Raw genomic sequence first — 19,398 nt, 5'->3', positions numbered from 1 at the left:
TCGGAGGCCGGATTCCGCCGTCGTTATCCGCGAGAAAGCGAGAGCGGCCTCTAAGCGAAGGAACCCGTTCGCGAAAGCACTGGAACTCTCCCCTAGCCACTGCCCTATCGATGTTATGTTCTCCGCATGGCCGACTCGCTTCACATCTACACCGACGGCTCCTTCAACGCCGCCTCCCGCTCCGGAGGATGGGCGTTCGTGGTCTATGAAGGCGACCGACAGTTATATGCCGATTGTGGCAAGGGGGCTGGCATATCGAACAACACGTTCGAAGTCCTCGCCGTTCTAAATGCAATGGCCTGGATCGCCTCGGAGGCTTCGGCACAGCCGATCTCGCTCTGGACGGATGCCGTTCACGTCATAGAAGGCTGCTGTCGGTGGAGGGCAATCTGGCGCACCAACGGCTGGAAGCGGATTACCTCGAACCCGCACACGCGACGCCGGCGGATCCACGACATGGAGATCTGGCAACAACTCGACCACCTGCTTGAACAGCATCCGAATGTGGTTGTGGAATGGTGCAAGGGGCATTCAGGAGCTGCAGGCAATGAGCTCGCCGACATCCTGGCGCGCGATGCCGCCTGTAGATGATCGGGTCACCCTTGTGCGAGCAGTTTTCCAAATTCTGGACCCAAAACTGAAGATCCGTTTGGAGGGCTGCAACGCGAGCGCCCAAATTGATGCAAGGCGCAGACCTTTGTGGTTTCGCCAAGGGCCAAAAACAAAAAACCCGGCCAAAGCCGGGTTCTTGGTGCGGTCGAGAAGACTCGAACTTCCACGGGTTGCCCCACAGCGACCTCAACGCTGCGCGTCTACCAATTCCGCCACGACCGCATCGTGGTAGGCCAGATTGCTCCGGCGCGGCTGCATGTAGCAAAAGCATTCGGGGGGCACAAGAGCGATATGTCAGTTTTTTTAAATTCCTTCACAGCTCCTCCGATCGAGCTGGTCCGGATGCGGCGGAAACGCCTTACATGTTTGAATTCCCGCCCGAATAGCGCCATATGTGGACAACCCGTCGGCACGCAGGTTTTCCACATATGCGGCCCGCGCGGCGCGTAAAGGACTGCCATATGCTTCGCACCGAACTTTCTCATCAGATGTTTCCCGCTCAAGGCACGCCGCCCGTCCGCTGGCGGATCAGTGACGGCCTCGTGCCATATGAAGAGGCCGTAGCCACCATGGAGGCGGAAGTGGCCGCTATTGCCGAGGGGCGGGCGCCGGAGCTCGTCTGGCTGGTCGAACATCCGCCACTCTATACAGCGGGCACCAGCGCCAATGCCGCCGATCTGATCGAGCCGGATCGATTTCCGGTCTTCGCGACCGGACGCGGTGGCGAATATACCTATCACGGACCGGGTCAGCGCGTCGCCTATGTCATGCTTGATCTGAAGTGTCGGCGGCAGGATATACGGGCCTTCGTCGGCGCGCTCGAAGAGGTCATCATTCGCACGCTCGAATCGATGAATGTGCGCGGCGAGAGGCGCGAAGATCGGGTCGGCGTCTGGGTCAAGCGCCCGGAGAAGCCGATTCTGCCTGATGGCACCGTGGCTGAGGACAAGATTGCGGCTCTCGGCATTCGCGTGCGCAAATGGGTGACGTTTCACGGTCTCTCGCTGAACGTCGATCCCGATCTCGGGCATTTCACCGGCATCATTCCCTGCGGAATCTCGGCCCATGGCGTCACCAGCCTCGTCGATCTCGGCTTGCCGGTCATGATGACGGATGTCGATATCCGCCTCCGTGAGGCGTTCGAACAAGTCTTCGGCGAAACGATCAATGACGTGTGAAACCGATCGGTGATCGCCTGAAGACGATCCCGGATGTTAAGTCGAATTCCAATGCTAAGCAGGACAGGTCAAACGACCTGTCCGATTGACCGTGAAAAACTGCGATAGCTTACAAGGAGGTGCCTTCGGCATCTTCCGCTACGGGCATGTCCGACTCATCCAGAGTGCCCCGTTTCGATTTCTCCAAAAGATCTATCCTGTCTTCTGCCTTGAGAAGATCATGCAGTTTCTGATCGCTCAGTATATTGTCACGATTGTCATGCGAGGTCATGCGGGTAACTCCTTGACCTCTGCAGGCGAGAGCGCGTTGTCTCTCTCAGCCGCTGGCGCCTACGGATTCGGTAGCCTGCGGTAAAGGTAGCCTACGCCCATTTGGAAGCTGTGGCGAATCATTTGGCGGACGGTCCATCCACTGCGCCTCGCTCGCCAGAAAGATGCCCGAAAGAAAAATGCCCTGGAAGGGAGAGCATCCAGGGCACAGAGAGGGGAACTGCACCAAGAAAACTAGGGCGATGCGACTACACTTCAAGGTCCGAAGTTCACGATAGGTTGTATCCGTTCCGCAATCGCTCTTATTCCTCGCGAAACAGTGATCGTCAGCGGCTCTTTGATAGGGTCCTAACGACTTTTTCCCTCTGCGCAGTGGTGATATCGTCGGCCAGCAAGTTAGACGCCAGCAAGTCGGACGAAAGTCCCGATGGTTCCCAACCATCATGCCGAGCCGAGGCGCCTGCGACGTTCCGCTTATCTCATGGCTGGAAATTGCGGACAGGAAAAGTTTCGCAACAGAGGGAGAAACGGAAGAAACATTCCGAAACTAGAATTCATTCCCAAACAAAACTGCAGAATGGAGTAAGGACATGAGACCCGTTTTTGGCGCGATCCGTTATCGGAAGACCGGTTTCAAGGCGTTATTTCTCCTTACCGTGTCTGTCCTGCCGGTCATGGCGCAGACGGCTGGTAACAACCAGAATGCCCAAAATTCGGCTTCGAGCTTCAGCTATCGGCGCGCGGATCTAGGCAGCGGCTATTCCACTTCGAGCATTCTGAAGATGCCGAATAACTCGTCCTATTTCGTAACGTGTAATTGCGACGACCGGACATTGCAGGACATGACGTGCCCGACACAGTCTTATGCATGCACCTGCGTTCCGCACGCCTATCTGATGTGCCAATAGGAAAGGCGGGCATGAGATATGGTCAAATCTATTCCAAGGCTATTGCTTGCGATTTGCGGTGTGCTCTGCCTTCCATTCATGGCGTTGGCCCAGCAGGATAACGCGCCGCCGCAAAGCACCGCTTCGACCTATTCCTTCAGCGTCGGATCTCGCTCGGCCGATATCGGCACCGGCTTTTCTATCTACAGCGCGACGTCGGCGACGGCAGATCAACAGTTTCATGTCCAATGCAATTGCCAGGATTTCAGCCTTGCAACCGCAACATGCCCGGCTCCCCGTTACGAATGCTATTGCAGCCCAAGCGCATCGCTGACCTGCGAATAGCAGAATCAAGCCTGCCAATGTGCCAGATCGGGGCCGTGACCTTTTTCTACCTCCGGCTGAGCTCAACTCGCCGGCGAATCGCCATCAAAGATTGTCAGTCCGGCCAAGCCACTCTTTTTAATGGCTATTTTTGTACAGTTTGCGTTCATGTTCGTCCGCATATGGTGTCTTCCGTCGCCCCCAGATCGCGCGTCGATTGACAATCGATATGGACGATACGATTAATAGTTTCGACATTCGTCATAGAGCGGAGGATATGCCAATGACAAGTCGTGCCATCCTGTTGATGTCTCTTGCGTCTCTTACAGTTGTGGGCTCGATGGGCCTCGCTTCTTCGGCTTCTGCGCTAACCATGAAAGAGTGCAGCGCCAAATACCAGGCTGCCAAAACCGCTGGTACGTTGAACGGCCAGAAGTGGAATGACTTCCGCGCAACGCAGTGCAGCGCCGATGCCAGCGCCACTACGACGACCACCGCTCCCGCAGCCACCGCACCAGCGGCTACGACGCCTCCCAAGACGGCGAAGACGACTGCGGCAGCCAAGGTCGATGCCAGCGAGCCCGACGCCACCAAGCCGCCGGCAGCAGAGCCGGCAAAGCCGACGACGGCTGCTCCGGCAGGCGTAACCTTCCCGGCAAAGGTCGACGCCAAGTATGCCAGCGAGACACCCGGCAAGGGCCGCTTCCACACTTGCGTCGATGCATACAATGCCGCAAAGGCCAAGAATGCACTCGGCGGTCTGAAGTGGATCCAGAAGGGCGGCGGCTACTACAGCCTCTGCAACACCAAGCTCAAGGGCTGATTGCCGAGTTTAGCAGTGACAGAACGGGCGCTTTCGGGCGCCCGTTTTCTTTTGCGGATTTCAATCCCGCATCTTCTCCCATTTTTTGACAAGCCGGTCGCGCTTGAGCTTGGAAAGCCGCTGGAGCCAGAAAATGCCATCCAGCTGGTCGATCTCGTGCTGGATGCAGATGGCCAGAAAGTCGTGCGCCTCCGCTTCATGTGTCTCGCCGGCGACATCCTGATAGCGAAACCGGATTGATTTCGGCCTGACGATCTCCTCCGTCGCTCCGGGCATGGAGACGCTGCCCTCCATATGCCGCATGGTCTCCGGCGACGACCATAGGATTTCCGGATTGATATAGGTTCGTACGCCATCCTCGCGGCCGAGTTCGATCACGACGACCCGCTTGAGGACGCCGATATGCGGGCCGGTGATGCCGACGCCGGGCGCGGCCCGCATCGCGTCCAGCAGATCGTTGACGAGCGCTCGTAGATCGTCGTCGAAGGCTGTGACGGTGGTGCAGGCGGTTCGTAGTAGCGGATCAGGAAAGCGGATGATGGGGCGGGCGGGCACAGCACTCTCTATCGGATGGAGGACATAGGTAGAAGGCGGTCAGGATAAGCGAAGATGGCGGAGATGCTATCGTCTTGATGGCTGCGCTTCCCGATGAGTCTTCTCCATTATCCAATTGTTTTTATATCGATTTCAAGGAAAGTCAGTTAGGGATGTCGGGCAAGCCAGAGGCCTTCCAGCCGAATGGCGTTTGCCATGATTGAGGGTGCGACCGCCGCATTTTAGCATTCCGTACGTCTGTCACATCGATTCGTGGATTGAGTCGCTGGGGCCGTCGCCTATCTTTGTGACCATTACTATCGAATTTACTGGAAATTTCGCCCCTTAGGCCTTGCGAGCCTATAGTTTTGCGCTGCGCTGGCGGGTTCGGAGCTGACTAGAACCCATGAAAATTGACTATTACGTAAAAGTCAATATTATCATGGGCAGCAGATAGGGGCGGATTCTTGGTCGACGGATACTATAGCATAACGGAGCTCACTCGGGAATTCGGGGTTTCGACCCGGACCTTGAGGTTCTATGAGGACGAGGGTCTCATCCACCCTGAGCGCAGAGGCCGCACGCGCCTGTTCCGTCCGGCCGATCGGCGTCTGATCATGGAAATCCTGCGCGGCCGTCGCATCGGCTTCACCATCGCCGAGATTCGCGAGATCATTCAGGTCTATAAAGAACCTCCGGGTGAAATCGGCCAGCTGAAACTGCTGATGAAGCGCGTCGATGAGAAGCGCGACGAACTGCGTCAGAAGCGCAAGGATATCGACGATACGCTGAGCGAACTCGATAATGTCGAGGAAGCCTGTCTCGGCCGCCTCGCCGAAATCGGCGTCGGGACGTGAAGATCTCAATCACGGCTAAGCAGATAATTTCTCAGCCATAGTTCCCCCAAGATGGCCGGAACGATTCCTTCAGCGCCCCTCAATCCTTTCGATTTCATAGCCAGCGGCGGGTGCGCCTGCAGTAAAATTCGAATTCGCAGCCGAATCGCGAGAGGAGATGCATCTCCTCGCAACGGATAACGAGCAAGGTCGTCAAGGTGGCGGCCACGGCCGCCATCGCCAGGAACCAGAGGTTGCCGATCAGCAGGCCGAGGCCCGCGGTCAGCAACGTGTAGCCGAGATAGGTCGGGTTGCGAGTGAAGCGAAAGGGGCCGGTAGTTACCAGATGCGCCGTACAGCGCTGTGTCAGAACGGTCGTGCGGCGCTCCAGCAGCGTTTTGACGGCCCAGACGTTGAGTGTCACCGCAAAGGCGGTCAACAGTGCGCCGACAACCCATGCAAAAAGCGCCCAGACGAAGGGCAAAGGCAACGGATACCATCGTTGTAGAGACAACGCTGCGATGACGGCAAGGCTATAGAGCAGCGGCGGCCACGGAAAACTCAGCGACTTCGAACGATAGGCATTCATGGAATAACCCTGTCATTGCGCTTCATCCGTGCATTGTATCGCGATTCGGCTTACACGTTCATCGCTATCTGCTTTAATCGCTCCGGATTCCAAGGGTTTGAAAAGATCCTGGGCCTGCAATTTGTCGAGCGTACACTGGCAGAAGCTGCGGCACATGGCTTCGCTGCCCGAACGTGTGCATGACGCCACGCATTGCCTGATATAGCCGACCGTCGGATCTTGCGGCGGAGCCGGAGCGACCAGCGACAGAAGATAGACGAGACCGAACAGCACCGGCTGGTGGACCAGATAGAAGATCAGGCTGTGGCGGCCCGCGCGGGCAATGAGGTTGCTGCCAGGGCCGAACTTGGCCAGGTGCTTCAGCCAGCCGAGAGACGTCGCTAGCTGCGCAATACCGAGACCGAAGAGGAATGGCGTCAGCCATGGGAACAACGGAACATAATCGTTCGAGCGCTGGATGTTTTCCGAAAGCCCGACCCACCACAGCCATGGCGCGTCGAAAAACGTCGAATGCAGCGACAGCGGCGCAACGATATTGTCGACCACGATGCCGACCGCCAGCAATGCCGCGATCAGAAGCGTGGCGAATGCCGGCAGGCGCAGGAACAGGAGCCCGATGAGGCTCGCCGCCGCGATGCTGTGCAGGATGCCGAAGAATATCCATTCGTCGCGCATGCCGATGAAGGTGACGAGGGAGATGGCAGCGGCAGCGGCGACGATCATGCCCAGTCGTCGCCCGTAGGAGCGCCAGCGAATCTCCGGTGTATTGGCCAGTACGAGGCTGAAGCCTGCCAGAAACAGGAAGGTGCTGGCTATGACGCGGGCGTAAAGCTTCAGCCAGCCGGTTTCTGCGGTGCCGGAATCGAGATAGCCGAAGAATTCGAAATCCCAGGTGCAGTGATAGCTTGCCATGGCCAAGAGCGCGACGCCGCGCGCCGTATCCAGAATGCCGATGCGGGGCGTCTTTTGCGGTGCATCGGCACTCTCGGCGATAGCGACCATTGGCGGGTCCTTCCAGGCATGAACTCAAATCACGAGCGTCGCTTGAGGCGGCGCGAGCATGTCATGGCACATCGCTATCCATAATGGCCAGACGGGCATCGGAAAAAAACTGCCGGCGGACCAGCACGATGATGATGAACATGGTCGTGACCATGAAAACGTAGGGGCTCAGAAACCAGCCGAGGTAACCAATCGACAGGAAGATGGCTCGCAGGCCGGAGTTGAAATTCCTGGCTGCGATGATGTTCATGCGGATGACCCGCTCGGCGGCACGTTCGGCGCGCACGGGATCACGAATGGCATCTTCCAGCATCGGCAATGAGCCGAAGAGAATGGTGCAGTAGTTGAACAGACGGTAGGCCCAGCCGAATTTGAAGAAGGCATAGCCGAAGAGACAAGCAAGCCCCGCCACCTTGATTTCGAAGGCTGCCCGGCCGCCATTGAAGATAAAAGGCATGTCGGAGAAGAAAGCATTGATCTTGTCGGTGGCGCCGAGCAACGCAAAGCAGCTGCCGATGGCGAAGATCGAGGTGGAGGCGAAGAAGCCGGTGCCGTTCTGCAGGCCTGAGAGGATCTGTGTGTCGATCATCTTCAGGTCGCGGCGAAGCGAGTTGTAGATCCATTCTCGCCGACGCTCGTTCATCGCCAGCGTCAGGCTGGTACGATTGAAAAAGCTGGCGCTGCTGACGATCCAGTTCAGCGCAATCCAGAGAAAGATAAAGAGGGCGAGGGCGACATAGTCGGCAGTCGTCATAAAAGGAGGTTCTCCAGATCAATCCAATGTGGACTGTAGCTCAGCGCGTGCCGCACGCAATGGCCTTCTGTTTGCTTCCCCGAATGCCTATATGTAATGTCGCTGCCATGAAATCCGATGTCGGCCAATCGCCGTGCAAGCTTGCCCCGATAGCGTAGCGTTGCCGGAAATCGATTTGCCTGGAGGCACCAAAGGTCCATGTTTCTTTCAGTTTTCGACGTGTTCAAGATCGGTGTGGGACCATCCAGCTCGCATACGATGGGGCCGATGTCGGCCGCGAATCGCTTCCTCGACCTTGTGGTTTCGAACGAATGGCCGCGCCCGTCTTCGAACGTGCATGTCGAGTCGATCAAGGTCAGCCTGCATGGCTCGCTCGCCCATACGGGCATCGGCCACGGCACGGGCAGAGCGGTTATTCTCGGCCTGATGGGCGAGAGACCCGACAGCGTCGATCCGGACCATATGGATGCCATTATCGACGAGGTCGAGCGCAGCGGGCGCATCACGCCACCAGGTCATCCGGGCTATCAGTTCCAGCCGAAGACCGATCTTATCTTCGACAAGAAGGTGCCGTTGCCCGGTCATGCCAACGGCATGAGCTTCTCGGCTTTCGACAAGGACGATCGCCTGCTCGTGAAGCGGATCTATTACTCCGTCGGCGGCGGCTTCGTCGTCACCGATACGGAACTGGAGCAGATGAAGGCCGACCGGAAGAAGCCGGCAGCGGCGGGCGAGCGCGTTCCATTCCCCTTTGCTAGCGCCAAGCAGATGCTCGAAATGTCCGAGCGTTCCGGTCTCTCGATTGCGCAGATGAAGCGTGCCAATGAAGAGACGCATATGAGCGCCGAGGAACTTGATGCCGGCCTCGACCGCATATGGGCTGCCATGAGCAGCTGCATCGATCGCGGCCTCAAGGTTGACGGTATCATGCCGGGCGGTCTGAAGGTGCGCCGCCGCGCGCGCGCCATCCATGACAAGCTGCAGGAGGAGTGGCGCAGCAACCGCATCAATCCGTTGCTCGCCAACGACTGGCTGAGCGTCTACGCCATGGCCGTCAACGAAGAGAATGCGGCCGGTGGACGTGTTGTAACGGCTCCGACCAATGGCGCCGCCGGCGTCATCCCGGCTACGATCCGCTATTATCAGCATTTCCACGAAGACTGGGATCAGGACGGCATCCGCAACTATCTTCTGACGGCGGCGGCAGTCGGCGGCATCATCAAGCACAACGCGTCGATCTCCGGCGCTGAAGTCGGCTGTCAGGGCGAGGTGGGTTCGGCGGCCGCAATGGCGGCTGCGGGACTTGCAGCGGTCATGGGCGCTACGCCGGAGCAGATCGAGAATGCAGCCGAAATCGCGCTGGAGCACCATCTCGGCATGACCTGCGATCCGATCGCCGGCCTCGTGCAGGTGCCCTGCATCGAGCGCAATGCGCTTGGCGCGGTCAAGGCGGTTACCGCCGCTTCGCTTGCGATCAAGGGAGACGGCCGGCATTTCGTGCCGCTCGACGCCTGCATCGAGACTATGCGCCAGACCGGCTACGATATGAGCGAGAAATACAAGGAAACCTCGACGGGCGGCCTCGCCGTCAATGTCGTGGAATGCTGATGCGGTCCAGGGTTAGAGCGCTGCGTTACGCGAAGATCATTTGCTTATTGGGGTCGTGATGGGGATGCCGGCCACGCGGCCTCCCAGGAGCATGGTTTGTAGTTGCTCGATTTGAGCACTGCTCGGCCCATTGTTGGTGTCGCATACCCTGTGAACCAAGACTGTCGCTATATCAGGAAACACCATGAGATATTGGTTCCCCATGCCGGATGCCCAATAGAATGGCTTGTCTTTGACGACGTCGCCACCAGACGCCGTTGGCGGCTGCAATGCGTATCGTCCAATCCACCAGCTATAGCCGAAACCCGCGCCGCGCCCGAGATCTGTGTAAGGCACGGTGCTTCTGCCGATCCATTCCGCCGGAATGATCTGGGCATCGCGCCATCGGCCGCCATTCACGAGGAGGACGCCCAGGCGTGCCAGATCACGCGCGGACATTCTGATCTTGTTAGCAGGATGGACCGATTGAGGTATCGTCTTGAAACGGAAGTGTTCCGGCTGAAAATCCTGCATCTGAAGCGGGATCGCGATGCGATTGGAGAAATCCCGGGCAATCGGAACGCCGCTCAATTGCTGAAGGATAACCCCCAGAACATTGAAGCTCCAATTGTTGTAGAACCATTGCTCTCCGGGGGCATGGGCGCCGCGGGGAGGCAGGAGGGCCGGGTCCTGATCGACAGCGGCGTGATAGATGCCCGATCTCGACATCAGAAGATCAGCGACTGTCGCCAGCTTCTCTTTCGGCGTCAGCGCCAGTTCGCAATCATCGATATCCAGTTCAGCGAGAGTCGTTGCCAGATCGATGGTACCCTCGACCTCGTGCATGCCGATCAATGCGCTCAGCAGGCTTTTGCGCATCGAGGCGATGCCGGTCACATCGGCAATCTTACCCCATGAACTCACAATCAAGCCGTCTTGCACGATCATGATCGCGGACGATCCGATCGATTGCGCATAGCGGTAAGCATTCGCGAGAGCGGTGCTGGACCAGCCGAATTGGCCGGGATCATCCGCTACCGTCCACTCGTTTGATGGGTAATCCGATGCGCTGCCCATAATCGTCTCCGAGAGAATCACCTTTTGCGCCGCCAGGGGATGTTACCCACTCTGTGGATGTCGGTAGCGAAAAGCTTGACGCTGCCGGCCAAAAGGATTTCAACGACACTATGGCTTTGCATCTCATCAAATTGTGCGTGGGCGCGGATTCGCTGGATGATCTGCGCGAATGGGTTTCCGAGCGGGCGATGAACGCCATCGCCGCCGGGCTTGAGCCGCATACGACCCACACGACGCGCATGGTGCCGAAACGGGTAGATGAGCTTTTGGATGGCGGCTCGCTCTATTGGGTGATCAAGGGACAGGTGCAGGCGCGGCAGAAATTGCTTGGCATCGAGACCTTCACCGACGCAGACGGCATTCAGCGTTGCCGTCTTATTCTCGACCCGAGCGTTGTCGAGACGACAGGGCAGCCGAAGCGGCCGTTTCAGGGCTGGCGTTACCTGCCGCAGGACGATGTGCCGCGCGATCTCGACAGTCTTGGCGCGGCAGCCGAATTGCCCGCCGATCTGCGGCGGGAGCTTTCCGAACTTGGTTTGCTTTAAGAGCGGCTGTTTAAAACAGTTTAGCTTTTCAACAAGCTTTTGAGCCGCTCTATCCTATTGTTTTCACGCAATTCTCGAAGGAAAACTGCTGCGCAGTTCTCCCGAGTTTGCTTCAACGCAGCCGCATCATGATCGGCGCGCGACCGGTCGGGGCGGTGATATGCAGATGAATATGCGCTTCCGGCTGCGAATAACGCCAGGCGCGGGCGCCGTGGCAAAGCAGGATGCCGATCAGGTCTTTCGTCTTGTTGCGCGAACGCGAGCGGCTGAGACCGAGGTCCGCCAGCCGCATCGCCGCCTCATGCAGCGGATGAAGAGCAAAGCCCTTCTGTTTCATCTTGCCCCCGCCGTCGAGCGAGAAACCGGGAAAGTTCTCGTTCATTGCCATTTCAAAACCCCGTACACGTTACAAACTCAGGGCCGGCCCGTTTGACATTCGGAACCGGAGGACCGGGCGCAACAGAAGGCCCGACCAATCTTCACATTATGCGGCGCGAAAACACCGGCCACATTCTATTCCATGCTCGCCCAGCACTTCACGCCGGCGCGCTTGAGCGCCTTACAGGCATTGAGGGCTTCGTTCTGATCCTCGAACCCGCCGAAACGGGCGCGGTAGCCGCCATCAAAGGCGACCGCATAGGGCTTGGCCGAACGCAAGGCCTTGCCCCCCTTGTTCTTTGCCGTATCAAGCAGGTCGGTCGCGCCATCCTTACTGGAGGAAATGCCGATCTGAACGACCCAGCCAGTCGGCCCGCGCTCGGCTTTTTCAGCCTTTGCGACCTTTTCGGATTTCTCGGCCCGCTGCAGCTTGACGAGTTTCGTATCGCTCTTGGAGGTCGATGCGGTCGTTACGGTATCGACTTCATCCTCATCGGCATCGTCTGAAGATCCGGCGGAGGCTGTCTCATCATAGGCGGGGCGCTGGACGGGCTTTGTGGCGAGCAACGGATTGCTCGACTGCGACGTCACCGCCGCAAAAGCCGCTGCGCTGGATGGGCTGGAATCGGCGACTTCGGTCGTCCCGTCATTCTTGATCTTTGCGCGGTTGATATCCGCCATACGTGCGCTGGCTGCCTGCACATTGGGCGTCGCAGCCGGGACCTGCGCGATCACATTGGAAGCGATGTGCTTCGTCGATGCCGCGGGCAGATAATCGGCGATCAGCTTACGCATCTGATTGTCGCGAGCCGGTGTTGAAGCGCCACCAAGGACGACGCCTACGATGGAGCGACCATCGACCTTGACGGAGGTGGCGAGATTGTAGCCGGCGGCGCGCGTGTAACCGGTCTTGATACCGTCGACGCCGCGCACCGAGCCGACCAGGCGATTGTGGCCGAGGATCGTGCGGTTGCCGAGCCGGAAGCTCGTTTCGGAGAAGAAACCGTAATATTCTGGGAAATGCTCGCGCAAGGCGATGCCAAGGCGGGCCTGGTCGCGAGCCGTCGTCATCTGCGCGGTGTTCGGCAGGCCGTTCGGGTTACGATAGGTCGTGCGCGTCATGCCGAGCGCCCGCGCCTTGTCGTTCATCATGCGGGCGAAGCCTTCTTCCGAACCGCCAAGCATTTCGCCAAGCGCCATTGCAGCATCATTGGCAGACTTGGTGACGATGCCGAGGATCGCCTCGCGAACAGTCACGGAGCGACCGGCGCCAATGCCGAGCTTGGTCGGCGCCTGAGCGGCGGCATTCCTCGAAAATACCACCGGGGTATCGAGGGTGATGCGTCCGGCCTCAAGCGCTTCGAAGGTCAGATAGACCGTCATCATCTTGGTCAGCGAGGCTGGATAGTGCAGCGTGTCGGCGTTTTCACTGTAGAGAACGTTGCCGGTATTGGCGTCGATGACGATGCCGGCATACTTCGGACCGGCCGCGCTCGCGTCAATGACAGTCACCGCGACCGTCGCTGTTGCGATCGAAAAACCAAGAAGCGCTCTCGCCAGAATCTTACCGGTTTGAGACGACGAAACGGAAAGAATGGATCTGGACACTAAATCACTCTCTGCTTGCATGTACATTCTCGATTGTCCGGCCGCCGCCTCCATGAACGGCCATTCCGTTCAACAATAGAGGCTTAGCGTTACCAATCGGTTTATGATGAACAGTTGGTTTCAGGTTTCTGCGCCATTTTAGCGGCCGCCGACGGCTGTTGCCGCAGGCGCGGCATTATCCACAAGGTGGATATTGACGAAGTTCTGGACGGCTGCATCCATCGCACGCCAATCACCCAGCTGATTGCTGGAAAAGCGGTAGAGAACGCTCAAATCCTTACCGACCTTGATGTCCCTTTGACAGTCGCCGCTGGTTGCCATCGCGGGCGAAGAGGGCAGGAGGCAGCGCACGACGTAATCGGTCTCGCCAGGCCGCGCCGCCGTCAAAAGGATTTCATCGTTATAGCCGGCATCCGCACGCAGCCGATGCGCCGTGAGGCCATGGGGACCGGCATAGGCGGCCCCGTCCATCAGCTGCGAATAGATCGGACCGAGTCGGCCGGACATGTCATGGGACATTGTGCTCTGGCTGATTTGCAGGAAGATCAGCGAGGACGATTGCGAGATATCGTCGAAGCGCATGCGATCGGCTTCGCTATACCCCTGCATCTGCGGCCAGGTCAGGTAGAGATCGACACGCTCTGCCGTACCGTCCGAACGCTCGCTCGGAAAGCGGATGGTATTTGCAGCCAGACGCATCATGTCGTCGCCGATCGTGACAGAAATGGGCTTGGTATCGGTCGTATGGCCTGCAAGCGAAATTTTCTCACCAAGCCAGTGTCCACCAACGGATATGGCGACGGTCAAGGCTGCCAGAACAGCAACACCAGCCGTGAGTCGATAGACAAAGCCGCTCGATATCAGCGGTCTTTCTTCGATCATTGCGGCGGATGACAGAGGAGGAGCCATACTCTTGCCTTCATTTCTTTCCGCTCCGGTCGCCATCATCGATGGCAAAGCCTCGCGGCATCTGACTTTTTTGAGTCTCGTTGGAATGATGATTGGCGCCACGATAGTTAACCGACGGTTAAATATACGTCGCAAGCCATGCTAATGGCACAGTTAAATTCTCGGGATATTTTCAGCGCATGCCTTGAGGCCGGCCCACAAACGAAAAAGAGCCGTTCCCCGGGACAGTGGGAACGGCTCAGAGGCACCGGCCTGGACAGAAATCAGGGGACGAGACCGGGCCTCTGACTTTGACCATCGACGCTAGGTCGCCGATGATCCTGTGTGAAGAGCGCTTATTTCAAGCTGCCGACCGCGACGGCGCGACCGTCCTGGATCTTGACCCAGCGAGCCGGGTGATCGGCGGACTGGCGCTTGAGGAAGGTATATTCGGTCTCAGACCAGAGCTTCACCTTGTTGCGCATGTTATCGAGAATGAAATCGCCACGATCCGTGCGAACCGTCAGCACGGCATGACCTTCGCCGTTCGGCTGCAGCACGACGGTCATGAGCAGATCGGAAGGCGAGAAGCCGGCATCGATGAGTTGCTTGCGCTTCAGGAGCGCAAAATCTTCGCAGTCGCCAGCGGTGGTCGGGATCGCCCACTTCTCTTCGACGCCGTAAAGTTCCATATCCGTCATCGGCTTGATGGTCGTGTTGACCGTGTAGTTGATCTGCAGGATCGTCTTCCAGCTATCCTGGTTAAGGATCATCGGGCCTGCGTCACCGCCGGAATAGGCGCATTCACGCGGGTTTTCCTTGCAGAACTCATAGTGACCGATCGGAGGGGCGGCGTCGCCGGTGATCGTCATGTTGGCGGGTGCTGCCTGAGCAAGGCCGAAGAAGCCAAGAGTGGAAAGCGCCAGAGCGGCAAAGCCGCGAAGTACGATTTGAAAGTTCATGTCCCTGTCCCTGTTCTTATTGGGATCAGAATGACACGCGTGATTTTACCTGACGCAAAATTGCACAGTCAAATTAAGGGCTTAGTTGAATCAAATCTGGCGAAAATTCTCATAAAACACGCAGAAAACTTGATTCAAGTTCGCGGCAAATTCGATTAAAATTTGAGGAATTTCAGTATGGAATGCAGCGACGCGAGAGTTTGATATCCGGCTGTTTCAGAACGCTTTTCAACAACGAGAATCGTTAACGTCCGAGCACCGATCTGAGCTGCAAACGTGTTGTACTGATACAGCGCGCGCGTAGCGATAGGCCTGCCAAGTGCCGGAAATACCCGCAAGAGCCTAAACCTGTCCCATTTTGAGAAAGCCGGCTCAAAAAATATTTTTGATTTTATTGCTGGCTATCGCTGCGAAGCCCGTCGGTTGCGCGGATGATCGCCGCAGCCATCTCCGCGACCGCCGGTGAGTGGGCTGCGTTCGCAACGACCACCAGTTCCGCCTCCGGCCATGCTTGCGACAGTTCCCAGGCCGTGACAAGCGGCGCCTCGAGATCCATGCGGCCCTGGATCATTGTGCAAGGGATGCCGGCGAGCCGATGGATGTCGCGCAGGATCTGCCGCTCCTCGAGCCAGGCCAGATGGTGGAAATAGTGGGTGATGATCCGCGCCCGTGCCGTCAGATAACGCGGATCGGACCAGCGAGACGGCAGGGTCTCGCGCGGGTCGACCAGGATCGAAGCAGCTTCCCATTCGTGCCAATCCCTGGCAGCCTTCACATAGATTGCAGGATCGGGGTCGCGCAGCAGGTGATAATAGGCGGTCACCAGATCGCCATCGCGATCCTCTTCGGGCGCGGCAGCGCGAAAGCGCGCCCATTCCTCTGGAAAGAAGCGGGCGAGACCTTTGTAAAGCCAATCGATTTCCGATTGTCTCGTCATGGTGATGCCAACGAGGAGCAAGCTTTTCACTCGTTGGGGATGGGTTTCGGCATAGGCGAGCGCAAGCGTGCAACCCCAGGAATTGCCGAACACGATCCAGCGTTCCACGCCGAGGCGCAACCGCAATTGCTCGATATCGGCAATCGTGTGCCATGTCGTGTTGGCCGAGAGATCGATCACCGGTTCCGACGCATGCGGAAGACTATCGCCGCAGCCACGCTGGTCGAATTGAATGATCCGATAATATCGCGGGTCAAAATAGCGCCGCGTTCTGGCTGAACTGCCGGAGCCAGGACCGCCGTGAAGGATAAGGACAGTCACCCCTTCCGGATTGCCCGATTGCATCCAGTAAATCCTGTGGCCGTCACCGACCTCAAGCAGACCCTCGGAAAAAGGAGTTGTGTCCGGGTAGAGCATTGTGCCGTCACGCATTGTGGAGGAAGACAGGCGTCGCTATTTCGCGATGCCGCGTGACAGGAGAATGACAATATCAGAGAAATTCGCGCAAGGTCTCACGAGACTGCAGCGAAAGGAATTCAATCGCCACACCTTCCATGAAATGGCGGACGACGCGGCCACGCATATTGCCGAGGCGCACCGGCATCCCGATCGTGGGGCGTATCTCGACATCGACCGCTGCGCCCGAGAGCGAGAGGTCCATGATGCGGCAGACATATTGCGTACCGTCGTCGAGCGTGAGCTCACTGCTGGTGTTGCGCGGCGTCAGACGATCATGGCGGCGATCCTCCGGCAGGCCGAGTTCGTGCTTGTTGGCAAGCCAGGTCAATTGCGCGGCGAGCTTTTCGCGTTTCCGCTCGGTCGCGTTGATCGACATGGTGAAACCGCGACCATCCACGGCAACGACATTGCCCTCGACGCGGCCAAGGTGATCGATGTAGGCGATAACGCGCTCGTCGGCACGCGGACGTCCCAGGCAGGTGACATGAAGGTCACCCGGTGACATCTCGGTGACCAGGCACTCGAATTCCTCGTAATTAGCCAGCATCAGGCGGCCCTGCATATTGATCGGAACCCGTTGAAAGGTCCGCTGATCATTGCGAACAGCATTGCCTGTCATTTGGTTGGGCCGCGTCGCATGGGCCGGCTGGAATGAGTGCATGGAAGCGTCTTGAACCCTATTGCGTCTCTTCCAACTATTAGCCGCAACTCCTTAAGGTAAGGTTGTCTTTCCCGAGGCATGACTTAGAGATGATCGTCGATTTTGTTCCGAGCTGGGTCAATTCCGGCTCTCTCGCGCCCATTTTTTGCTTGAATTAACTTTCGGCGCATCCATTCGCCCAGGCTTGTGTTTCCCTGATGCGGTAGAAGATCCGTCGGATCGGGATGGGGCGGCGTCTCCACGAGCCGGGCAGGGCGGTCGCGAAGCAGGCGGCTGCGATCCAGCGCCAGAAATTCCAGACGTTCGTTGCCGAGCCATGTCGGGTAAACGGTGGGCGTCAGGCAGCCAAGCAGTCTGTCGCAAGTATCGCTCGATGTGCGAACCGGCAGCAACATCATCTCGAAGGTCATGCTGCGGCCGCTGATGCAATAACCGGTCGCATGGATCGATGCAGGAACAACATGCCTCATCACGCCGGCGGCAATACGCACCGGATCGTCCTGCTGGCTGCCAGCCCAGAGCGCCGCGAAATCCTCGCCACGAATCTCGCGTCCCATGAGGTTGCAGATCGCCGTACCGGCCAGACGAAAGCGGGGATTGTCGTCCGCCGTGTTCTCCAGAATGAACAGCTCGGGAAGAATATGGCCGATCGCCGATGGCTGTATCAAATTGCGCAAGGGGGCATCCGCGTTGCCGCGTATGTGCTCCCAATAGGTAAATATATCGATGCTCGTCTTCTGGCGCATAATGCGTCCGTGTCCCATTTCACTTCAAATACAAAGGCATTCATTGCCTTCGACTCCAACCTTGCGAATTCCATGCCAGAACCGGGCCATTAGGGTTAACAAGGAGTTTCAGTTGCTATGCAGGCTGGTCGGCGTAAGAGTTTGTTCATCACTTCACCAAGTGACCTTCAGCACGAATTTCCCGGGTGCCGGACGGGCCATCGAGGTCCAATCCGGAAAGGAACATCCCGGTACGCCGCCCCATACTGCGGGCGGCTTTTTTTTTGATTTTTGCTGCGCTATGTGTCGATGACCTTTATCGATAAGCCGAGCAAGACATGGACGATGAACAGCTGCCGCGCCCAGAGCCGGAAAATCCGCGGCCGCAGCAGTACGCGCCGGCCTTCAATCTGCCTCCTGCCATTCTGGCGAGCATTGCTGTCCTGATCGTCATCTTCGCGGTCATGAACCTGCCATGGTGGTCGGACGATACGCTGAACTGGATTTATTTCGCCTTCAGCTTCATTCCGGCCCGCTATGCCTTTCCCTTGTCGCAGCAGGGGCTGGAATGGCTGTGGACGCCTGTCACCTATTCGCTGCTGCATGGCGGGATCGAGCATATCGTCTTCAACAGCCTTTGGCTGATGGTCTTTGCCGCGCCCGTGGCGCGACGCATCGGTGCCCTGCGTTATGTGATTTTCTGGATTTTCTCATCCGCCGCCTCCGCCTTCCTGCACGCAGCGCTCTATTGGGGAGACCAGACGCTTCTGATCGGGGCGTCCGGCGTCGTCTCGGCGCTGATGGGGGCGGCGTGCCGCTTTGCCTTTCCAGCTATGGACGGTCGCAGGACCTCCATGCGGCAGGCGCATCTCAACCCGCGCCTTAGCATTTTAGAGTCGCTTCGAAGCCGCACCGTCGTCGCCTATATCGTCATGTGGGTTGCCGGTAATGCACTCGTCGCCTTCGGCATCAACCTTGCCGGCGACAGCTCGCAGCCGGTGGCATGGGATGCTCATATCGGTGGTTTCCTGTTCGGATTCCTGCTTTTTGCACCCTTCGACCGGCAGCCGCCCGTGGAAGCTCAGGAAGCTTTACCACTCGATGAATGAGCTGTTGCTTTCTTACTGACACAGGAGCACCATTGCTATCCGTCGATCGTGGGATGAGGAGATCGACCGACCGACGGGCAAGGCGCCGGTTTGAGCTCCGGGGGTAATTTCGGAACATATCGGACGCTTCAGGTGTTCATCATGCTTTCGAGATGGGAGGATCGAATGTCAGTTTCCGTAAAGGCCATACTTGAAGCCAAGGGCCGCGACGTCGTGACGACGGGCGGTAATACGACCGTTGGAGAGGCCGCGAAGATTCTCAACGAGAATCGCATCGGTGCCATCGTGGTGGTCGGACCGGGCGGCAAGATTTCCGGCATCTTCACCGAACGGGATGTCGTCAATGCAGTTGCCAAGCATGGGCAGGAATGCCTCGATAAGCCGATCGCATCGATGATGACGGCCAAGGTCCACCGCTGTAAGGAAGATACGACGACCGACGAATTGATGGAGTTGATGACGATGCGCCGCTTCCGTCACGTCCCCGTCGAGGAGAAGGGCAAGCTTTCCGGCATCATCTCCATCGGCGACGTCGTCAAATGGCGCATCCGTGAGATCGAACTCGAGGCCGAGCAGATCAAGGCCTATATCGCCGGGTAAGGAGCTGTAGGGCACCGTCGAAGCAATCGACCCGGCGGGTCGATTGCAGCAAC

The 19,398-nt window shown here is 58.0% G+C and carries 22 protein-coding genes and 1 tRNA gene; 9 read left to right on the top strand and 14 right to left on the bottom strand.

What is annotated here, in order from left to right:
• Window positions 1-126: 126 nt before the first annotated feature.
• Window positions 127-591 carry a ribonuclease HI gene (locus tag ABOK31_RS07535; protein ID WP_349958321.1) on the top strand — a complete coding sequence of 155 codons (465 nt, stop codon included), beginning with the start codon at window positions 127-129 and terminating at the stop codon, window positions 589-591.
• Window positions 592-749: 158 nt separating this feature from the next.
• Here ABOK31_RS07535 and ABOK31_RS07530 read toward each other — a convergent pair.
• Window positions 750-834: transfer RNA gene (locus ABOK31_RS07530), tRNA-Leu, on the bottom strand.
• 239 nt (window positions 835-1,073) lie between these two features.
• Between ABOK31_RS07530 and lipB the strand changes: the two genes are divergently transcribed.
• Window positions 1,074-1,790: a lipoyl(octanoyl) transferase LipB gene (gene lipB, locus ABOK31_RS07525; RefSeq protein WP_349958320.1), complete on the top strand. Its 717-nt coding sequence runs from the start codon at window positions 1,074-1,076 to the stop codon at window positions 1,788-1,790.
• Between the two features lie 109 nt (window positions 1,791-1,899).
• Here lipB and ABOK31_RS07520 read toward each other — a convergent pair whose 3' ends face one another.
• A complete protein-coding gene (locus ABOK31_RS07520; protein ID WP_349958319.1) occupies window positions 1,900-2,061 on the bottom strand; it encodes a hypothetical protein in 162 nt (53 codons plus the stop codon).
• A 589-nt stretch (window positions 2,062-2,650) separates the two neighbouring features.
• Between ABOK31_RS07520 and ABOK31_RS07515 the strand changes: the two genes are divergently transcribed.
• The gene (locus tag ABOK31_RS07515) at window positions 2,651-2,968 is read left to right on the top strand and encodes a hypothetical protein (protein WP_349958318.1); all 318 of its coding nucleotides are present in this window, start codon (window positions 2,651-2,653) and stop codon (window positions 2,966-2,968) included.
• Window positions 2,969-3,554: 586 nt separating this feature from the next.
• A complete protein-coding gene (locus ABOK31_RS07510; RefSeq protein ID WP_174175239.1) occupies window positions 3,555-4,094 on the top strand; it encodes a hypothetical protein in 540 nt (179 codons plus the stop codon).
• A 60-nt stretch (window positions 4,095-4,154) separates the two neighbouring features.
• Here ABOK31_RS07510 and ABOK31_RS07505 read toward each other — a convergent pair whose 3' ends face one another.
• Complete coding sequence (locus tag ABOK31_RS07505) at window positions 4,155-4,649, bottom strand: peptide deformylase (protein ID WP_349958317.1); 495 nt, start codon at window positions 4,647-4,649, stop codon at window positions 4,155-4,157.
• A gap of 446 nt (window positions 4,650-5,095) precedes the next feature.
• Between ABOK31_RS07505 and ABOK31_RS07500 the strand changes: the two genes are divergently transcribed.
• The gene (locus tag ABOK31_RS07500) at window positions 5,096-5,485 is read left to right on the top strand and encodes a MerR family DNA-binding transcriptional regulator (RefSeq protein ID WP_069612249.1); all 390 of its coding nucleotides are present in this window, start codon (window positions 5,096-5,098) and stop codon (window positions 5,483-5,485) included.
• A gap of 94 nt (window positions 5,486-5,579) precedes the next feature.
• On the opposite strand, the gene ABOK31_RS07495 is transcribed toward ABOK31_RS07500, so the two are convergent.
• The 3 genes from ABOK31_RS07495 to ABOK31_RS07485 form a co-directional block, all read right to left on the bottom strand.
• Window positions 5,580-6,053 (bottom strand): isoprenylcysteine carboxylmethyltransferase family protein, encoded by a 474-nt coding sequence (locus ABOK31_RS07495; RefSeq protein WP_349958316.1) that lies wholly within the window; start codon window positions 6,051-6,053, stop codon window positions 5,580-5,582.
• A gap of 12 nt (window positions 6,054-6,065) precedes the next feature.
• On the bottom strand, window positions 6,066-7,055 hold the full coding sequence (locus ABOK31_RS07490; RefSeq protein WP_349958315.1) for a DUF1624 domain-containing protein: 990 nt from the start codon (window positions 7,053-7,055) through the stop codon (window positions 6,066-6,068).
• Window positions 7,056-7,116: 61 nt separating this feature from the next.
• The gene (locus tag ABOK31_RS07485; RefSeq protein WP_349958314.1) at window positions 7,117-7,809 is read right to left on the bottom strand and encodes a DUF599 family protein; all 693 of its coding nucleotides are present in this window, start codon (window positions 7,807-7,809) and stop codon (window positions 7,117-7,119) included.
• Between the two features lie 198 nt (window positions 7,810-8,007).
• On the opposite strand from ABOK31_RS07485, the gene ABOK31_RS07480 reads away from it, so the two are divergent.
• Complete coding sequence (locus ABOK31_RS07480) at window positions 8,008-9,417, top strand: L-serine ammonia-lyase (protein WP_174175230.1); 1,410 nt, start codon at window positions 8,008-8,010, stop codon at window positions 9,415-9,417.
• 36 nt (window positions 9,418-9,453) lie between these two features.
• On the opposite strand, the gene ABOK31_RS07475 is transcribed toward ABOK31_RS07480, so the two are convergent.
• A complete protein-coding gene (locus tag ABOK31_RS07475) occupies window positions 9,454-10,473 on the bottom strand; it encodes a serine hydrolase (RefSeq protein ID WP_349958313.1) in 1,020 nt (339 codons plus the stop codon).
• Window positions 10,474-10,583: 110 nt separating this feature from the next.
• On the opposite strand from ABOK31_RS07475, the gene ABOK31_RS07470 reads away from it, so the two are divergent.
• The gene (locus ABOK31_RS07470; RefSeq protein ID WP_092715857.1) at window positions 10,584-11,018 is read left to right on the top strand and encodes a DUF1489 family protein; all 435 of its coding nucleotides are present in this window, start codon (window positions 10,584-10,586) and stop codon (window positions 11,016-11,018) included.
• A gap of 112 nt (window positions 11,019-11,130) precedes the next feature.
• Here the strand turns inward: ABOK31_RS07470 and ABOK31_RS07465 are convergent, their stop codons facing one another.
• The 7 genes from ABOK31_RS07465 to ABOK31_RS07435 all read right to left on the bottom strand — a co-directional run bounded on the left by ABOK31_RS07465 (window position 11,131) and on the right by ABOK31_RS07435 (window position 17,657).
• Window positions 11,131-11,406 carry a hypothetical protein gene (locus ABOK31_RS07465; protein WP_092715253.1) on the bottom strand — a complete coding sequence of 92 codons (276 nt, stop codon included), beginning with the start codon at window positions 11,404-11,406 and terminating at the stop codon, window positions 11,131-11,133.
• Window positions 11,407-11,531: 125 nt separating this feature from the next.
• On the bottom strand, window positions 11,532-13,025 hold the full coding sequence (locus ABOK31_RS07460) for a D-alanyl-D-alanine carboxypeptidase (RefSeq protein WP_349958312.1): 1,494 nt from the start codon (window positions 13,023-13,025) through the stop codon (window positions 11,532-11,534).
• Window positions 13,026-13,142: 117 nt separating this feature from the next.
• Window positions 13,143-13,913, bottom strand: coding sequence for a hypothetical protein (locus tag ABOK31_RS07455; RefSeq protein ID WP_349958311.1), 771 nt, complete (start codon window positions 13,911-13,913; stop codon window positions 13,143-13,145).
• 335 nt (window positions 13,914-14,248) lie between these two features.
• Window positions 14,249-14,854, bottom strand: a complete 606-nt coding sequence (locus tag ABOK31_RS07450; RefSeq protein WP_174175224.1) for a transglutaminase-like cysteine peptidase — start codon at window positions 14,852-14,854, stop codon at window positions 14,249-14,251.
• A gap of 391 nt (window positions 14,855-15,245) precedes the next feature.
• Window positions 15,246-16,208: a prolyl aminopeptidase gene (gene pip / locus ABOK31_RS07445; protein WP_349958310.1), complete on the bottom strand. Its 963-nt coding sequence runs from the start codon at window positions 16,206-16,208 to the stop codon at window positions 15,246-15,248.
• A 73-nt stretch (window positions 16,209-16,281) separates the two neighbouring features.
• Entirely contained in the window at window positions 16,282-16,911 is a 630-nt protein-coding gene (locus ABOK31_RS07440) for a PilZ domain-containing protein (RefSeq protein WP_349958309.1), read from the bottom strand.
• An 83-nt stretch (window positions 16,912-16,994) separates the two neighbouring features.
• The gene (locus tag ABOK31_RS07435) at window positions 16,995-17,657 is read right to left on the bottom strand and encodes a PAS domain-containing protein (RefSeq protein WP_349958308.1); all 663 of its coding nucleotides are present in this window, start codon (window positions 17,655-17,657) and stop codon (window positions 16,995-16,997) included.
• A gap of 317 nt (window positions 17,658-17,974) precedes the next feature.
• Here ABOK31_RS07435 and ABOK31_RS07430 point away from each other — a divergent pair, with 317 nt between their 5' ends.
• Together ABOK31_RS07430 and ABOK31_RS07425 are read left to right on the top strand one after the other, a co-directional pair.
• Window positions 17,975-18,745, top strand: a complete 771-nt coding sequence (locus ABOK31_RS07430) for a rhomboid family intramembrane serine protease (protein WP_349958307.1) — start codon at window positions 17,975-17,977, stop codon at window positions 18,743-18,745.
• Between the two features lie 165 nt (window positions 18,746-18,910).
• Window positions 18,911-19,345, top strand: a complete 435-nt coding sequence (locus tag ABOK31_RS07425) for a CBS domain-containing protein (protein ID WP_349958306.1) — start codon at window positions 18,911-18,913, stop codon at window positions 19,343-19,345.
• The last annotated feature ends 53 nt before the right edge of the window (window positions 19,346-19,398 follow it).

The organism is Rhizobium sp. ZPR4 (assembly GCF_040215725.1).
GTDB classification, from domain to species: Bacteria; Pseudomonadota; Alphaproteobacteria; order Rhizobiales; family Rhizobiaceae; genus Rhizobium; species Rhizobium rhizogenes_D.
The sequence above is the reverse complement of the archived record's forward strand: the minus strand, read 5'-3'. Positions and strand labels throughout refer to the sequence as shown.

Excerpts from the sequence above, each read along its gene's own strand:
- ABOK31_RS07535 (WP_349958321.1), top strand. The coding sequence starts at position 127 with ATGGCCGACTCGCTTCACATCTACACCGACGGCTCCTTCAACGCCGCC.
- lipB (WP_349958320.1), top strand. The coding sequence starts at position 1,074 with ATGCTTCGCACCGAACTTTCTCATCAGATGTTTCCCGCTCAAGGCACG.
- ABOK31_RS07520 (WP_349958319.1), bottom strand. The coding sequence starts at position 2,061 with ATGACCTCGCATGACAATCGTGACAATATACTGAGCGATCAGAAACTG.
- ABOK31_RS07515 (WP_349958318.1), top strand. The coding sequence starts at position 2,651 with ATGAGACCCGTTTTTGGCGCGATCCGTTATCGGAAGACCGGTTTCAAG.
- ABOK31_RS07510 (WP_174175239.1), top strand. The coding sequence starts at position 3,555 with ATGACAAGTCGTGCCATCCTGTTGATGTCTCTTGCGTCTCTTACAGTT.
- ABOK31_RS07495 (WP_349958316.1), bottom strand. The coding sequence starts at position 6,053 with ATGAATGCCTATCGTTCGAAGTCGCTGAGTTTTCCGTGGCCGCCGCTG.
- ABOK31_RS07490 (WP_349958315.1), bottom strand. The coding sequence starts at position 7,055 with ATGGTCGCTATCGCCGAGAGTGCCGATGCACCGCAAAAGACGCCCCGC.
- ABOK31_RS07485 (WP_349958314.1), bottom strand. The coding sequence starts at position 7,809 with ATGACGACTGCCGACTATGTCGCCCTCGCCCTCTTTATCTTTCTCTGG.
- ABOK31_RS07480 (WP_174175230.1), top strand. The coding sequence starts at position 8,008 with ATGTTTCTTTCAGTTTTCGACGTGTTCAAGATCGGTGTGGGACCATCC.
- ABOK31_RS07475 (WP_349958313.1), bottom strand. The coding sequence starts at position 10,473 with ATGGGCAGCGCATCGGATTACCCATCAAACGAGTGGACGGTAGCGGAT.
- ABOK31_RS07470 (WP_092715857.1), top strand. The coding sequence starts at position 10,584 with ATGGCTTTGCATCTCATCAAATTGTGCGTGGGCGCGGATTCGCTGGAT.
- ABOK31_RS07465 (WP_092715253.1), bottom strand. The coding sequence starts at position 11,406 with ATGGCAATGAACGAGAACTTTCCCGGTTTCTCGCTCGACGGCGGGGGC.
- ABOK31_RS07460 (WP_349958312.1), bottom strand. The coding sequence starts at position 13,025 with ATGCAAGCAGAGAGTGATTTAGTGTCCAGATCCATTCTTTCCGTTTCG.
- ABOK31_RS07455 (WP_349958311.1), bottom strand. The coding sequence starts at position 13,913 with ATGGCTCCTCCTCTGTCATCCGCCGCAATGATCGAAGAAAGACCGCTG.
- ABOK31_RS07450 (WP_174175224.1), bottom strand. The coding sequence starts at position 14,854 with ATGAACTTTCAAATCGTACTTCGCGGCTTTGCCGCTCTGGCGCTTTCC.
- pip (WP_349958310.1), bottom strand. The coding sequence starts at position 16,208 with ATGCTCTACCCGGACACAACTCCTTTTTCCGAGGGTCTGCTTGAGGTC.
- ABOK31_RS07440 (WP_349958309.1), bottom strand. The coding sequence starts at position 16,911 with ATGCACTCATTCCAGCCGGCCCATGCGACGCGGCCCAACCAAATGACA.
- ABOK31_RS07435 (WP_349958308.1), bottom strand. The coding sequence starts at position 17,657 with ATGCGCCAGAAGACGAGCATCGATATATTTACCTATTGGGAGCACATA.
- ABOK31_RS07430 (WP_349958307.1), top strand. The coding sequence starts at position 17,975 with ATGGACGATGAACAGCTGCCGCGCCCAGAGCCGGAAAATCCGCGGCCG.
- ABOK31_RS07425 (WP_349958306.1), top strand. The coding sequence starts at position 18,911 with ATGTCAGTTTCCGTAAAGGCCATACTTGAAGCCAAGGGCCGCGACGTC.